Genomic DNA, 14,450 nt, shown 5'->3' on the forward strand with positions numbered 1-14,450 from the left:
CCTTGTTTCCATGACCCAGAACATCCCTTGCATCCAGGAGTCGAGATGTCCGATACGCCTGCCGGTTCATTGTACGTGGTCGCCACACCGATTGGGAATCTGGACGACCTGAGCCCGAGGGCCGCCCGGGTACTCGGCGAGGTGGCCCTGATCGCCGCCGAGGACACTCGCCACAGCGGCCGGCTGCTGCGCCACCTGGGCCTGTCGCGCCCGATGCTCTCACTGCACGAGCACAACGAGGCCGCGCGGGTCGATACCCTGGACGCTCGGCTGGCGGCCGGCGAGGATGTCGCCCTGATCTCGGATGCCGGCACGCCGCTGATCAGCGACCCGGGCTTCGTGCTGGTGCGCGAGCTTCGGGCGCGGGGGCGTCGTATCGTCCCGCTACCCGGTCCCTGTGCCCTGGTCGCGGCCCTCAGTGCCGCGGGCCTGCCCACCGACCGCTTCCTCTTCCAGGGCTTCTTGCCGGCCAGGGGCGGACCACGGCGCGCCAGGCTGGAGGCGCTCGCCGCCCGCGAGGAGACCCTGGTGTTCTACGAGTCGCCCCACCGGGTCCGCGACACCTTGGCCGACCTCGAAACCGTGCTCGGCGAGCGACGGGTGGTGCTGGCCCGGGAACTGACCAAGGCCTTCGAGACCTTCCTCGACGGCAGCGCCCGTGCGCTGCTCGCCCGCATGCAGGCGGACCCGGACCAGGCCCGCGGCGAGTTCGTGGTGATGGTGGCCGGTGCCGCCCGCCGCGACGATGCCGAGCAGTCGGCGGTGGAGGCCGATGCCCTGCTCGCGGCCCTGCTCGCCGAGGGGGTAGGGGTCAAGCAGGTCGCCGCGGTAGCGGCGCGGGTACTGGGCGGCGTGAAGAAGGAGTGGTACGCCAGGGCCCAGGCGCTCAAGGACGGTCATTGAGGCGGCGCCCGGGCGCTGGTATCCTTGCCGCGGGAGTTGGCCAGACAGTCGCCGCCGCCGCCGATCACGCATCGACGGCGGGGGAGGAAAGTCCGGGCTCCACAGGGCAGAGTGCCAGGTAACGCCTGGGCGGCGCGAGCCGACGGAAAGTGCAGCAGAGAGTAGACCGCCTACGTCTCCTTCGGGAGGCCGGTAAGGGTGAAAGGGTGCGGTAAGAGCGCACCGCGCGCCTGGCAACAGTGCGTGGCACGGTAAACCCCACTCGGAGCAAGACCAAATAGGAACCCTATGGCGTGGCCCGCGCTGGGTTCGGGTAGGTTGCTGGAGGGCCGTGGTGACGCGGCTCCTAGAGGAATGACTGTCCACGACAGAACCCGGCTTACCGGCCGACTCCCACTCCGAACATTGCCGTCGCGAACGGCCCTTCATATCCCTGCCATCGAGAAGCGCATGCCGCCATCCGCCCCTGAACAGCCCGTCCGCGGCTTTCGTCATGCCAGCGTGCTGCTCGATGGCGCCGTGGAGGCGCTGATCCACGATGCCGACGGCGTCTACCTCGACGGCACCTTCGGTCGCGGCGGCCACTCCCGCGCCATCCTCGAGCGTCTCGGTCCCGCCGGGCAGCTGCTGGCCATCGATCGTGACCCCCAGGCGATCGCCGAAGCCGGCGCCATCACCGATCCCCGCTTCGCCATCGAGCGCGGCGAGTTCGCCCGCCTCGACGAGATCAGTGAGCGCTGCGGCCTGCACGGCCGGCTCTCCGGGGTGCTGCTGGACGTCGGGGTTTCCTCGCCCCAGCTCGATGATCCCGAGCGCGGCTTCAGCTTCCTGCGTGACGGCCCGCTGGACATGCGCATGGATCCCGAGCACGGTGAGAGTGCTGCCGACTTCCTGGCCCGCGCCGGCGAGGCCGAGATCGTGCGGGTCTTCAAGAGCTATGGTGAGGAGCGCTTCGCCCGCCGCCTGGCCCGAGCCATCGTGGCACGCCGCGCCGAGTGCCCCTTCGAGCGCACCGCGGACCTCGCCGAGGTGGTCAAGGCCGCACATCCCGCCTGGGAGAAGGGCAAGCACCCCGCGACGCGCGTCTTTCAGGCGCTGCGCATCCAGGTCAACGGCGAGCTGGAGCAGCTCGATGCCGCCCTCGACGCGGCCCTCGAGGCCCTCGCCCCGGGCGGACACCTGGTGGTGATCAGCTTCCACTCGCTGGAGGATCGACGTGTCAAGCGCTTCATTCGCGACCACGTGCGCGGCGACACCGACCTGCCGCGAGGTATCCCGGTCCGCGACGATCAGCTGAAGCGGCGCCTCGAGTCGCTGGGCAAGGCGCGCCGGCCTTCCGCCGAGGAGGTGCAGGAGAATCCCCGGGCGCGCAGTGCGGTGATGCGTGTAGCGCGCAAGCGATACTGAGGTTCGCCATGGCACAGGGACGCTTTGCGGTAACCTCCTCCTTTGGTTGGCCCCTGCGCCTCGGCGCGTCGCGGGCGTTGTTGCTGGTCATGCTGCTGCTGGTAACCTGCCTGGCCTCGGCTCTGGGGGTGATCACCACCAGCCACCTGACTCGCGATCAGTACGCCCGCCTGCAGGAGCTCGAGCGCGAGCAGCAGCAGCTGCAGACGGAGTGGGGCCAGCTGCTCCTCGAGGAGAGCGCCTGGTCTTCCCCGGCGCGCATCGAGCGCCTGGCCCAGCAGCGCCTTGAGATGCGCCTGCCCGATATCGACGAGGTCGAGGTCATCCAGCCATGAGCGCCGACGCGCGCAGCGGCGTGACGCCACGTCGTCCCCCGCCCACGGCCCCCATGGGCAAGGCCCGCTACCGGCTGATAATGACCCTGGTGGTACTGGGTCTGGCGCTGCTGGTCGGGCGCATCGTCGATCTGCACGTCTTCGATCGCCCCTTCCTTCAAGGGCAGGGCGATGCCCGTACCCTGCGCACCGACACCATCCCCGCCCACCGCGGCATGATTACCGACCGCCACGGCGAGCCGTTGGCCATCTCCACGCCGGTGGTGACCCTCTGGGCCAATCCCCAGGACCTGCCGGATGACGATATCCAGCGCCTGATGCTGGCCAACGCCCTGGGGCAGGAACTCGATACCCTCAACGAGCGCATCGCGCGCTACGCCGAGCGCGAGTTCATGTACCTGCAGCGGCGCATGACCCCCGAGGCGGCCCAGCGGGTGCTCGCCCTGCGAGTGCCCGGCGTTCACGCCCGCGAGGAGTACAAGCGCTACTATCCGGCGGGCGAGGTGAGCGCTCAGCTGCTGGGGGTGACCAACATCGATGACCTGGGCCAGGAGGGGCTGGAGCTCGCCTACCAGCCCTACCTCGCCGGCGTGCCCGGCAAGCGCCGGGTACTCAAGGACCGTCGCGGTCGCTTGGTGCGTGACCTGGAGCTTCTGCAGGAGGCGCAGCCCGGTGGCGACCTGACCCTGGCACTGGATCAGCGCTTGCAGTACATGGCCTATCGCGAGCTCAAGGCCGCGGTCACCGAGCACGATGCCGACGGCGGCAGCGTGGTGATGCTCGACGCGCGCAGCGGGGAAGTGCTGGCCATGGCCAACCAGCCCTCGTACAACCCCAATGACCGAGCCGGACTCGATCCCCAGGGGCTGCGCAACCGGGCCATCGTCGATACCTATGAGCCGGGGTCGGTCGTCAAGCCCCTGGCCATGGCGGCGATGATCGAGCATGGCGCGGTCTCGCCGGGCACGGTGGTCGATACCGCGCCGGGATGGATGGTCATCGATCGCTTCACCATCAAGGACATCCGCAACTACGGTGACCTGGATCTGGCCGGTATCCTCAGGAAATCCTCGAACGTTGGCATGTCCAAGCTGGCCCTGCGCCTGGAGGAGCCGGTGATCCCGGCTACCTATCGCGCCCTGGGGCTGGGACAGAGCCCGGGCACCGGCTTCCCCGGTGAGGCCACCGGCAGCATTCCGGCTCCGGTGCGCTGGTCGAGCAGCCAGTGGGCGGCGCTCTCCTATGGCTACGGCCTGTCGGTCTCGGCACTGCAGCTGGCCAGCGCCTTCACGGCGATCGCCAACGAGGGGCAGCGCCTGCCGCCCTCGCTGCTCAAACTCGCCGAGCCACCGGTCGGCGAGCCGGTGATCGACCCGGACGTGGCCCGGCGGGTGCTCGGGATGATGGATCGGGTCGTCGCGCCGGGCACCGGCGCCCGCCGGGCCCTGGTGCCGGGCTACCGGGTTGCCGGCAAGACCGGTACCGTGCGCAAGACCGCCGCCGGCGGGTATCAGGAGAAGGCCTATCGCAGCCTGTTCGTCGGTATCGCCCCGGTCTCGGATCCGCGGATCGTCACCGTGGTGATGATCGACCACCCGCGGGGCGACAGCTACTACGGCGGGGCGGTGGCGGCCCCGGTGTTCTCGCGGGTCGCCGGCAACGCCCTGCGCCTGCTCGACGTGCCCCCGGATGCCCGGGCGCAGGATGAATGATGGCAACGCCAGGAGAGACGAGATGCAGCTGAGTGCCGAGCGACTCGAGGCGGGGCTGGTCGGCCTCTGGCCCGACTGCCGCCACGCCCTGGCAGGCCTTTGCCTGTCCGATCCCGTGAATCTGACCCTCGACAGTCGTGGCGTCGGCACGGGCGACGTCTTCGTCGCGGTGCCCGGCGTGGCCGTCGACGGACGCGACTTCATCGATCAGGCGCTGGCCGCCGGAGCGGCGCTGGTGCTGGCCCACGACGATGGCCGACCCGGGCCGCAGGACGATCGCGTGCTGTGGCTTCCGGGGCTGCGCGAGGCGCAGGGCGAGCTGGGCCGGGTGCTCTTCGACGTTCCCAAGACGCTGGCGCTGATCGGCGTGACCGGCACCAACGGCAAGAGCTCGGTGACCCACTACCTGACCGCGCTGAGCCAGGCTCTCGGCGTGGAGACCGGGCTGATCGGCACCCTCGGCCATGGCCGCCCCGGCGCCCTGACGGCGGGCAGCCTGACCACGCCCGGTCCCCTGGCGCTGCAGGCGGCGCTGGGTGAGCTGGCCGCCGACGGAGTGACGCGCGTCGCCATGGAGGCCTCCTCCCATGCCCTGGAGCAGGGGCGTCTCGACGGCGCGAGCGTGCGGGCGGCGGTGTTCACCAACCTGAGCCGTGATCACCTGGATTACCACGGCAGCATGGCGGCCTACGCCGCCGCCAAGGCGCGACTGTTCCGCCGCCATGAGCTCGAGCTCGCCGTGGTCAACGGCGACGATCCGCTGGCGCGACTGATGCTCGCCGGGATACACCGGGACGTGCGCGTGCTGGCGGTGGGCCAGGATGAGGCGGTGACCCTGCGTGTCGTCGACTGGCTCGCCCAGCCTGATGGCCAGCGCGCGCTGATCGCCACCCCCGATGGCGAGCGCGAGCTCGAACTTGCGCTGATGGGGCGCTTCACCCTGGATAACGTGCTGCTGGCCATCGCCACCCTGCATGGCCTGGGGCACCCCCTCGCGGCGCTCTTCGCGGCGGCGGCCAAGCTGGCCCCGGTGTCGGGGCGCATGGAGCCGCTCTCGCGCCCGGGCGCCCCCACCGTGGTCATCGACTACGCCCATACGCCGGCCGCGCTGGACAATGCCCTGGCGGCACTGCGCGCGCACCTGCCGGGCGAGGGGCGGCTGTGGTGCCTGTTCGGCTGCGGCGGCGACCGCGACAGCGGCAAGCGGCCGCTGATGGCCCAGGCCGCGGCGCGCCATGCCGACGTGCTGGTGGTCACCGACGACAACCCGCGTGGCGAGGCGCCGGCGGCGATTCGCGCTCAGATCCTCGCGGGCCTGAACGATGCGCCGTCATGCGAGGTGTTCGAGGTCGACGGTCGCGGCGCGGCCATCGCCCGAGTGCTCGCCGAGGCCGCACCGGACGACGTGATCCTGATCGCCGGCAAGGGCCATGAGGACTATCAGGAGGTGGCGGGCGTGAGGCACGCCTTCGCGGATCTCGCCGAGGCCGAGCGCGGCCTCGCCCGCCGGGCCGAGGAGGGAGCGCGATGAGCGCCGTCGGTCTGCGGAGCCTGGGCGAGGTCGCGGTGGCCCTGGGGTTGCCCGCGCCCGATGTGGATCCGGCCGTCGGCGCGATCGTCACCGACACCCGGCGCCTCGCTCCCGGCGCGCTGTTCGTGGCGCTCGTGGGCGAGCGCTTCGATGCCCACGACTTCGTGGTCCAGGCGCGCGAGGCCGGCGCCGTGGCGGCGCTGGTCGAGCGCCCGGTGGACGATCCGCTGCCCCAGCTGGTGGTGCCCGACACCCGGCTCGCCCTGGGGCTGCTCGCCCGGGCGCGCCGCCGGGCCTGGGGTGGGGATCTGGTCGCCGTCACCGGCAACAGCGGCAAGACCACGGTCAAGCAAATGCTAGCGACCCTGCTGGCGCGGCGTGGATCCACGCTCGCCACTCAGGGCAACCTCAACAACGACATCGGCGCGCCGCTGACGCTACTGGCCCTCGAATCCGGCCACCGCCAAGCGGTGGTGGAGCTCGGCGCCAATCACCTGGGCGAGATCGCCTGGACCACGGCCCTGGCTGCACCGCGGGTGGCGATCATCACCAACGTCACCGGCGCCCACGTCGGCGAGTTCGGCGGCACGGGGCGTATTGCCCAGGCCAAGGCCGAAATCCTCGCCGGCCTGCCAAGCGATGGCGTGGCGGTGCTCAATCGCGACGACGCCTTCTTCGCCGCCTGGGCGGGCCTCGCCGCGCCGCGGGAGGTGCTCGACTTCGGACTGGGTGCGCGGGCGCGCGTGCGCGCCGAGGCGCTGGCCTGCGACGCCCTCGGGCGCTATGCTTTCACGCTTGTCCGGGACGGCCGCGCCATCGGCCGGGTCCAACTGGCCCTGATGGGGCGTCACAACGTGGCCAACGCCCTGGCCGCCGCGGCCGCGGCCCTGGCCATGGGGCTCGAGGAGGCCGACGTGCTGGCCGGGCTCGAGGCAGTGGCGCCGATGCCGGGTCGGCTGAGCGCCGTGGAGGGCATCAGGTCCACACGGCTGCTCGACGATACGTACAATGCCAACCCCGGCGCGGTGAAGGCGGCGCTCGATGTCCTCGTGACGCTGCCCGGGCCGCACTGGTGCCTGCTCGGCGCCATGGGAGAACTGGGGGGTGAGTCCGACCGGCTGCATGCCGAGCTCGGGCACTACGCGTGGGAACGGGGAATCGACTTCCTGGGTACCCTGGGCGAGCCGGCACGACCGGCCAGCCAGGCCTTCGGTGAAGGCGGGACCCACTTCGACGATCGGGAGGCGCTGACGCGCCACGTCCTCCACCATCTACCGCCCGGGGCCAGCGTACTGGTCAAGGGTTCGCGCAGTGCCGGCATGGAACACATCGTGATCGCCCTGCGCGCGGATGCTTCAAGGTGAACGCAATACATGCTGCTCTTTCTGGCTGACTTCCTGGCGCAATTCCAGAGTGCCTTCAACGTTTTCGACTACCTGACCCTGCGCATGATCCTGGGGACCCTGACCGCCCTGGTGCTCTGCCTGTGGCTCGGTCCGCTGATGATCCGCCGCCTGGTGGAGCGCCAGATCGGCCAGGCGGTGCGCGACGATGGCCCCCAGTCCCACCTCTCCAAGGCCGGTACCCCGACCATGGGCGGCGCGATGATCCTGATGGCCATCGCGGTGAGCACCCTGCTGTGGGGCGATCTGACCAACCACTACGTGTGGTTGGTGCTGGGGGTGACGCTGGGCTTCGGGGCCATCGGCTGGGTCGACGACTTCCGCAAGGTGGTGGAGAAGAACCCACGGGGCCTACCGGCGCGCTGGAAGTATTTCTGGCAGTCGCTGATCGGCCTGTCGGCGGCCGTGCTGCTCTACGTCACGGCGGCCTCGCCGGTGGAGACCAGCCTGATCGTGCCGGTGTTCAAGGAGTTCGTGCTGCCGCTGGGCGTCTTCTACGTGGTGCTGACCTACCTGGTCATCGTCGGCAGCTCCAACGCGGTCAACCTCACCGACGGCCTCGATGGCCTGGCGATCATGCCCACGGTGCTGGTGGCCATGGGCCTGGCGGTGTTCGCCTATGCCAGCGGCAACACGGTGTTCGCCGACTATCTGCAGATCCCCTTCATTCCCGGTGCGGGCGAGCTGGCGGTGTTCTGTGCCACCATCGCCGGGGCCGGCCTGGGCTTCCTGTGGTTCAATACCTACCCGGCCCAGGTGTTCATGGGCGACGTGGGGGCCCTGGCACTGGGTGCGGCCCTGGGCGTGGTGGCGGTGATCGTGCGCCAGGAGATCGTGCTGTTCATCATGGGCGGTATCTTCGTCATGGAGACCGTTTCGGTGATCCTGCAGGTGGGCTCCTACAAGCTCACCGGGCGCCGCATCTTCCGCATGGCGCCGCTGCACCACCACTATGAGCTCAAGGGCTGGCCGGAGCCGCGGGTCATCGTGCGCTTCTGGATCATCACCGTGGTGCTGGTGCTGATCGGCCTGGCCACCCTCAAGGTCCGCTGATCGCCTCGGGCCGATCGCCATCCGCAAGGAGCGCAACATGCTCAAGGTGCCGAAGGGAGTGACGCTGGTGGTCGGGCTCGGGCTCTCCGGGCGCGCCATCTGTCGCCACCTCAGCCGGCTCGGCGTGCCCTTCATGGTCGCCGACACCCGCGCCGAGCCGCCCGGGCTCGAGGCGTTCCGCGCCGCCCACCCGGGCGTCGCGTTCCACGGCGGGCCGCTCACCGACCTCGACCTCAGCGACGCCGAGGAAGTGGTGCTGAGCCCGGGGGTCGACCCGGCGACGCCCGGGTTCGCCGCGCTGTCCGGGCGCACCCGCGAGGCCACCGGCGAACCGCTCGTGGTCGGCGAGATCGCGCTCTTCGTGCGCGCGGCCCGGGCGCCCATCGCCGCCATCACCGGCTCGAACGCCAAGTCCACGGTCACCACCCTGGTCGGCGAGATGGCCCGTGAGGCCGGATGTTGCGTCGCCGTGGGCGGCAACCTCGGCACCCCGGCCCTGGACCTGCTGGGCGAGGTGCCCGAGGCCGAGCTCTTCGTGCTGGAGCTCTCCAGCTTCCAGCTCGAGACCACACCCTCGCTGGGCGCCGAGACGGCGGCCTTCCTCAATCTCTCCGAGGACCACCTCGACCGCCACGGCGACATGGAAGGCTACCGCGACGCCAAGCGGGGCATCTTCCGCGGGGCCCGGCACGGCGTGGTCAATGCCGAGGACCCCATGACCTGGCCGGCCACAAAGCTGCCCGCCGAGGAGCGCTTCACCACCGCCGCCCCCGAGCGGGGGGAGTGGGGGATCGGGCGCCATCGGGGCGCCGACTGGCTGATGCACGGCGACACGCCGCTGATGCCCGCCGCCGAGATGCGCCTGCCCGGTCGCCATAACCAGGCCAATGCGTTGGCCGCCATGGCGATGGGCACCCGGCTGGGGCTGCCGCTCGCCGCGATGCTCGCGGTGCTGCGGCGTTTTCCCGGGCTGCCCCACCGCGGCGAGCTGGTGGCCGAGATCGACGGCGTGCGCTGGATCAACGATTCCAAGGGCACCAACGTCGGGGCGACCCTGGCCGCCATCGCGGGCCTGGGGCCGACCCTCGAGGGACGGCTGATCCTGCTCGCCGGCGGGGTGGGGAAGGGCGCTGACTTCCGTCCCCTGGCGGCGCCGCTGGCGCGTTACGGGCGCGAGGCGATCCTCTTCGGTGAGGATGCTCCGCGCCTCGAGGCCGAGCTGTCGGGCGGCACGGCGCTGACGCGGGTCGATGACCTGGACGTGGCGCTGGCGCGCGCGGCCGAGATCGCCGAACCGGGCGATTGCGTGCTGCTCTCGCCGGCCTGCGCGAGTCTCGACCAGTTCCGCGATTATCAGGCCCGCGGCGAGGCCTTCCGCCGGGCGGTCCTGCAGCGGGCGGAGGTGACGCCATGAGCCGGCTCGCGCGTCTTCGCCAGCGCCTGAGTACCGCCGACCAGCCCTTCGACGGCTGGCTGGTGCTGGCCGCGCTGTCGCTGCTGCTGATCGGCTGGGTGATGGTGACGTCGGCCTCCAGCGAGGTGGCCTCGAGCCTGACCGGCAACGCCTGGTACTTCAGCCTGCGTCACGGCACCTTCCTGCTGGCGGCGCTGGCCGTCGGGGCGTTGGCCCTGCGCGTGCCGCTGGCCTGGTGGAAGGCCAACGGCCCGCTGTTGCTGCTGGTGGGGCTCTCGCTGCTGGCGCTGGTGCTGCTGGTGGGTCGCGAGGTCAACGGCAGCCGGCGCTGGCTGTCGCTGCCCGGCGTGCCCTTCAACCTGCAGGCCTCGGAGGTCGCCAAGTTCTGCCTGATCGTCTACCTGGCCGGCTACCTGGAGCGTTTCCTGCCTCAGGTGCGCCGCGAGTGGGGCGCCTTCCTGCGTCCCCTGGCGGTGATGGCCGTGGTGGCGGGCCTGCTGATACTCGAGCCCGACTACGGCGCCGTGGTGGTGATGACCGGGGCGGTGATGGGCATGCTGCTGATGGCCGGCGCGCCCTGGGGGCGCTTTCTGGTGCTGCTGCTGCTGGTCGGCGTTCTCGGCGCCCTGGCCGCCGTCGCCGAGCCCTATCGCATGGCGCGTTTGACGAGTTTCGCCGACCCCTGGGCCGACCAGTTCGCCAGCGGCTACCAGCTGACCCAGGCGCTGATCGCCTTCGGGCGAGGCCACTGGCTGGGCATGGGCCTCGGCAACAGCGTGCAGAAGCTCTTCTACCTGCCCGAGGCCCACACCGACTTCGTCTTCGCGGTGCTCGCCGAGGAGCTCGGTCTGGTTGGCGCGATCGCCGTGGTGGGGCTCTTCGCCCTGCTGATCTGGCGGGCCATGGCGGTGGGCCGGCGGGCCGAAATCGCCGGCCTGGCCTTCGCTGCCTACGTGAGTTATGGCTTCGCCCTGGTGCTCGGCGCCCAGGCCTTCATCAACATCGCCGTGAGCACCGGCATGCTGCCGACCAAGGGCTTGACCCTGCCGCTGCTGAGCTACGGAGGCTCGAGCCTGGTGGTGAGCAGCGTGATGGTCGCCCTGCTGCTGCGCGCCGACATCGAGACTCGCGAGGTCCGCCGGCGGGCGCGCTCCACGGCCCGGCGGGCCTCCTCGGACAAGACGCCCGGTGCCGGCAAGACACAAGGAAGTACCCCATGAGTCGACAGCCAGGACGTCGTGTCCTGATCATGGCCGGCGGCACCGGCGGCCACGTCATCCCCGCGCTCTCGCTGGCCCAGGGGCTTGCCGAGGAGGGCGTCGAGGTCGCCTGGCTTGGCAGCCCGCGGGGCATCGAGAACCGCCTGGTGCCCGAGGCCGGCATTCCGCTGTTGCGCATCGCGGTGAGCGGCCTGCGCGGCAACGGGCTGGCCGGCTGGCTGCTGGCGCCGCTGAACCTCGCGCGCTCGGTCTGGCAGGCGCGGCGGGTAATCCGCGAGGTCGACCCCCAGCTGGTGGTCGGCCTGGGCGGCTTCGCCAGCGGCCCCGGGGGGCTCGCGGCCTGGCTGATGCGCCGTCCGCTGGTGATCCACGAGCAGAACGCCGTGGCTGGCCTGACCAATCGGGCCCTCTCGCGCCTGGCGCGCCGCGTCTACGCCGCCTTTCCCCAGGCCTTTCCCGGCCGGGCCGAGGTGATCGGCAACCCGGTGAGGGCCGAGATCGCCGCCCTCGGCCGGGTGCCTAGGCGCGCCGCGGAGATGGCGGGGCGTCGCCTGCGCCTGCTGGTGGTAGGCGGCTCGCTGGGTGCCAAGGCCCTCAACGAGCGCCTGCCCGAGGCGCTCGCCGCCCTGCCCGAGGAGCGCCGCCCCGAGGTGCGCCATCAGGCCGGGCGCGACAAGGATCAGACGACCCGCGAGGCCTATGAGGCGCAGGGCGTCGAGGCCGAGGTCACGGCCTTCATCGACGACATGGCCGGCGCCTATGAGTGGGCCGACCTGGTGGTCTGCCGCGCCGGTGCCCTGACCGTGGCCGAGCTTGCCGCCGCGGCCAAGCCGGCGCTCTTCGTGCCGTTCCCCCATGCGGTGGATGATCATCAGACGGCCAACGCCCGGGCCCTGGTCGAGCAGCAGGCGGCCCGGCTAATGCCCCAGCAGGAAATGAGCGCAGCGGCGCTGGCCGAGTGCCTGGCGACGCTGCTGGACCCCGACACTCTCGCCACCATGGCGGCACGGGCCCGTGCCGGTGCCCATCTCGACGCCGTCGAGCGCCTGGTGGCCGGTTGCATGGAGACAGGTTTTGAGTGATGAGACCCTCGGGCCGGTGCCCGGTCAGGCGACACCCCCGCATCCCGGCCGCGGGCTGGGCATGCGTCGGATTCGACACATCCACTTCGTCGGCATCGGCGGCGCCGGCATGTGCGGCATCGCCGAGGTGCTGGCCAACCAGGGCTATGCGGTCAGCGGCAGCGACCTGAAGGCCTCGCCGGTGGTGGCCCGCCTGCAGCAGTGCGGCATTCGCGTGGCCCTCGGCCACGCCTCCGACAACGCCGCGGGCGCCGACGTGGTGGTGGTGTCCACCGCGGTGGACGAGACCAACCCCGAGATCCGCTGGGCCCATGAGCACCGCGTGCCGGTAGTGCGCCGCGCCGAGATGCTCGCCGAACTGATGCGCTTTCGTCACGGCATCGCCGTGGCCGGCACCCACGGCAAGACCACCACTACCAGCCTCACGGCGACCCTGCTCGGCGAGGGTGGCCTCGATCCCACCTTCGTGATCGGCGGGAAGCTGACCAGCGCCGGCACCAACGCGCGACTGGGCGAAGGCGACTACCTGGTGGCGGAGGCCGACGAGTCGGATGCCTCCTTCCTGCACCTGCAGCCCATGGTGTCCATCGTCACCAACATCGACGCCGACCACATGGCCACCTATGGCGGCGATTTCGAGCGGCTCAAGGGTGCCTTCATCGAGTTCCTGCACAACCTGCCGTTCTATGGCCTGGCGATCCTGTGCATCGACGATCCGCATGTGCGCGGCCTGCTCGACCGGGTCAGCCGGCGGTTCGTTACCTATGGCTTCAGCGAGGACGCCGACTACCGAATCGAAGACTTCGATCAGCGGGCCGGCGAGGTGCGCTTCACCGCGGTGCGCCCCGAGGGGCTGGCCCCCCTCGAGGTGCGCCTGGCCATGCCGGGCCGCCACAACGCGCTCAACGCCCTGGCGGCGATCGTGGTGGCCAGCGATGCCGGTGTCTCCGACGACGCCATCCTGAGCGGGCTGGGGCATTTCGAGGGCGTGGGGCGTCGCTTCCAGGTGCATGGCCACTATCTCGCGCCCGAGGGCGAGGGCCAGGTAATGCTGGTCGACGACTATGGCCACCATCCCCGCGAGGTGGAGATGGTGATCGATGCGGTTCGGGCGGGCTGGCCCGACCGGCGCCTGGTGATGGTCTACCAGCCACACCGCTACTCGCGCACCCGCGACCTCTATGAAGACTTCGTGCGCGTGCTGTCCGGGGTCGACACCCTGCTGCTGCTCGACGTCTACAGTGCCGGGGAGGCGCCGCTGGCCGGTGCCGACGGCCGCACCCTGGCCGGCTCGATCCGCCAGCGCGGCGCGGTCGACCCGATCTTCGTGCAGGACAAGAGCGAGCTGCCGGGGCTGCTGGCGCGAGTGTTGCGCCCCGACGATATCCTGATCACCCAGGGGGCCGGTGACGTGGGCGGCATCGCCCAGCGGCTGAGCGATGCCGCCCTGAATCTCGATGAGGTGACGCTATGAATGGCGACATGGGGCGAGTGGCGGTGCTCTTCGGCGGCGTGTCCGCCGAGCGTGAGGTGTCGTTGAAGAGCGGGGCCGCCGTGCTGGCGGCCCTCGAGCGCCAGGGCGTAGACGCCATCGGCTATGATCCCGCCGATGGCGGGCTGGTGGGCCTCGAGGCGCTGGCACCGGATCGCGTGTTCATCGCCCTGCACGGCCGCGGGGGCGAGGACGGCACCCTGCAGGGGGCGCTGCAGCTGCTGGGCATTCCCTATACCGGCAGTGGCGTGCTGGCCTCGGCGCTGGGCATGGACAAGCAGCGCACCAAGCTGGTCTGGCAGGCCCTGGGGCTGCCGACGCCGGAGAGCGTGATGCTCGGCCCCGATGCCGATTGGCAGGCGGTGGTCGAACGGCTCGGCCTGCCGCTGATCGTCAAGCCGGTGCACGAGGGCTCGACCCTGGGCATCAGCATCGTCGACAGCTGCGATGCCCTGGAGGCGGCCTACCGCGATGCCGCCCGTTTCGATGCCCGGGTGATGGCCGAGCACTTCATCATGGGGGAGGAGTATACGGTGTCGCTGCTCGGCGACGAGGTCCTGCCGGCCATCCGTGTCGAGGTGCCCGGCGGTTTCTACGACTACGAGGCCAAGTACGTCTCCGACGACACGCGCTACCACCTGCCGTGCGGGCTCTCCGCCGACGAAGAGGCCGAACTCGCCGTGCTCTGTCGCGATGCCTTCGCGGCGATCGGCGCCGAAGGCTGGGGGCGCATCGACGTGATGCGTGATGGAGAAGGGTGCTTCTGGCTCATCGAGGTCAATACCGTGCCGGGCATGACCGACCACAGCCTGGTTCCTCAGTCGGCGGCCCATGCCGGCATCGATTTCGATGCCCTGGTGCTGCGTATCCTCGCCACGGCCGGGGAGAGTCGCTAGCC

12 protein-coding genes and 1 other RNA gene are annotated in these 14,450 nt (G+C 70.8%); all 13 read left to right on the forward strand.

Features of this window, described 5'->3' with window-relative positions; all coding sequences use genetic code 11:
- The first annotated feature begins 45 nt into the window (after positions 1 to 45).
- The 13 genes from rsmI to FEI13_RS10845 all read left to right on the forward strand — a co-directional run bounded on the left by rsmI (position 46) and on the right by FEI13_RS10845 (position 14,448).
- On the forward strand, positions 46 to 903 hold the full coding sequence (gene rsmI, locus FEI13_RS10785; protein ID WP_138181545.1) for a 16S rRNA (cytidine(1402)-2'-O)-methyltransferase: 858 nt from the start codon (positions 46 to 48) through the stop codon (positions 901 to 903).
- 32 nt (positions 904 to 935) lie between these two features.
- Positions 936 to 1,301, forward strand: an RNA gene (rnpB, locus tag FEI13_RS10790) — RNase P RNA component class A.
- A 52-nt stretch (positions 1,302 to 1,353) separates the two neighbouring features.
- On the forward strand, positions 1,354 to 2,310 hold the full coding sequence (rsmH, locus tag FEI13_RS10795; protein ID WP_138181546.1) for a 16S rRNA (cytosine(1402)-N(4))-methyltransferase RsmH: 957 nt from the start codon (positions 1,354 to 1,356) through the stop codon (positions 2,308 to 2,310).
- A gap of 8 nt (positions 2,311 to 2,318) precedes the next feature.
- Positions 2,319 to 2,645, forward strand: a complete 327-nt coding sequence (gene ftsL / locus FEI13_RS10800) for a cell division protein FtsL (protein WP_138181547.1) — start codon at positions 2,319 to 2,321, stop codon at positions 2,643 to 2,645.
- A complete protein-coding gene (locus FEI13_RS10805; RefSeq protein WP_138181548.1) occupies positions 2,642 to 4,357 on the forward strand; it encodes a peptidoglycan D,D-transpeptidase FtsI family protein in 1,716 nt (571 codons plus the stop codon). The genes ftsL and FEI13_RS10805 overlap by 4 nt, the downstream gene beginning before the upstream one ends.
- Before the next feature lie 22 nt (positions 4,358 to 4,379).
- Entirely contained in the window at positions 4,380 to 5,888 is a 1,509-nt protein-coding gene (locus FEI13_RS10810) for a UDP-N-acetylmuramoyl-L-alanyl-D-glutamate--2,6-diaminopimelate ligase (protein WP_138181549.1), read from the forward strand.
- Positions 5,885 to 7,252 carry a UDP-N-acetylmuramoyl-tripeptide--D-alanyl-D-alanine ligase gene (locus FEI13_RS10815; protein WP_138181550.1) on the forward strand — a complete coding sequence of 456 codons (1,368 nt, stop codon included), beginning with the start codon at positions 5,885 to 5,887 and terminating at the stop codon, positions 7,250 to 7,252. Before FEI13_RS10810 ends, FEI13_RS10815 begins: the two co-directional genes overlap by 4 nt.
- A gap of 9 nt (positions 7,253 to 7,261) precedes the next feature.
- A complete protein-coding gene (gene mraY / locus FEI13_RS10820; protein WP_138181551.1) occupies positions 7,262 to 8,344 on the forward strand; it encodes a phospho-N-acetylmuramoyl-pentapeptide-transferase in 1,083 nt (360 codons plus the stop codon).
- Between the two features lie 37 nt (positions 8,345 to 8,381).
- A complete protein-coding gene (murD, locus tag FEI13_RS10825; protein ID WP_138181552.1) occupies positions 8,382 to 9,758 on the forward strand; it encodes a UDP-N-acetylmuramoyl-L-alanine--D-glutamate ligase in 1,377 nt (458 codons plus the stop codon).
- Positions 9,755 to 10,978, forward strand: coding sequence for a putative lipid II flippase FtsW (gene ftsW, locus FEI13_RS10830; RefSeq protein ID WP_138181553.1), 1,224 nt, complete (start codon positions 9,755 to 9,757; stop codon positions 10,976 to 10,978). Before murD ends, ftsW begins: the two co-directional genes overlap by 4 nt.
- On the forward strand, positions 10,975 to 12,060 hold the full coding sequence (gene murG / locus FEI13_RS10835; RefSeq protein WP_138181554.1) for an undecaprenyldiphospho-muramoylpentapeptide beta-N-acetylglucosaminyltransferase: 1,086 nt from the start codon (positions 10,975 to 10,977) through the stop codon (positions 12,058 to 12,060). The genes ftsW and murG overlap by 4 nt, the downstream gene beginning before the upstream one ends.
- Positions 12,061 to 12,121: 61 nt before the next feature.
- Entirely contained in the window at positions 12,122 to 13,534 is a 1,413-nt protein-coding gene (murC, locus tag FEI13_RS10840; protein WP_138181597.1) for a UDP-N-acetylmuramate--L-alanine ligase, read from the forward strand.
- Positions 13,531 to 14,448, forward strand: coding sequence for a D-alanine--D-alanine ligase (locus tag FEI13_RS10845; RefSeq protein ID WP_138181555.1), 918 nt, complete (start codon positions 13,531 to 13,533; stop codon positions 14,446 to 14,448). Before murC ends, FEI13_RS10845 begins: the two co-directional genes overlap by 4 nt.
- The last annotated feature ends 2 nt before the right edge of the window (positions 14,449 to 14,450 follow it).

The sequence above is a fragment of the Halomonas urmiana genome (assembly GCF_005780185.1).
Taxonomy (GTDB): domain Bacteria; phylum Pseudomonadota; class Gammaproteobacteria; order Pseudomonadales; family Halomonadaceae; genus Halomonas; species Halomonas urmiana.

Bases quoted from the DNA above. Each gene is read 5' to 3' on its own strand.
- FEI13_RS10810 (WP_138181549.1), top strand. From the start codon at position 4,380: ATGCAGCTGAGTGCCGAGCGACTCGAGGCGGGGCTGGTCGGCCTCTGG.
- ftsL (WP_138181547.1), top strand. From the start codon at position 2,319: ATGGCACAGGGACGCTTTGCGGTAACCTCCTCCTTTGGTTGGCCCCTG.
- mraY (WP_138181551.1), top strand. From the start codon at position 7,262: ATGCTGCTCTTTCTGGCTGACTTCCTGGCGCAATTCCAGAGTGCCTTC.
- rsmH (WP_138181546.1), top strand. From the start codon at position 1,354: ATGCCGCCATCCGCCCCTGAACAGCCCGTCCGCGGCTTTCGTCATGCC.
- FEI13_RS10805 (WP_138181548.1), top strand. From the start codon at position 2,642: ATGAGCGCCGACGCGCGCAGCGGCGTGACGCCACGTCGTCCCCCGCCC.
- murD (WP_138181552.1), top strand. From the start codon at position 8,382: ATGCTCAAGGTGCCGAAGGGAGTGACGCTGGTGGTCGGGCTCGGGCTC.
- ftsW (WP_138181553.1), top strand. From the start codon at position 9,755: ATGAGCCGGCTCGCGCGTCTTCGCCAGCGCCTGAGTACCGCCGACCAG.
- FEI13_RS10815 (WP_138181550.1), top strand. From the start codon at position 5,885: ATGAGCGCCGTCGGTCTGCGGAGCCTGGGCGAGGTCGCGGTGGCCCTG.
- murC (WP_138181597.1), top strand. From the start codon at position 12,122: ATGCGTCGGATTCGACACATCCACTTCGTCGGCATCGGCGGCGCCGGC.
- FEI13_RS10845 (WP_138181555.1), top strand. From the start codon at position 13,531: ATGAATGGCGACATGGGGCGAGTGGCGGTGCTCTTCGGCGGCGTGTCC.
- murG (WP_138181554.1), top strand. From the start codon at position 10,975: ATGAGTCGACAGCCAGGACGTCGTGTCCTGATCATGGCCGGCGGCACC.
- rsmI (WP_138181545.1), top strand. From the start codon at position 46: ATGTCCGATACGCCTGCCGGTTCATTGTACGTGGTCGCCACACCGATT.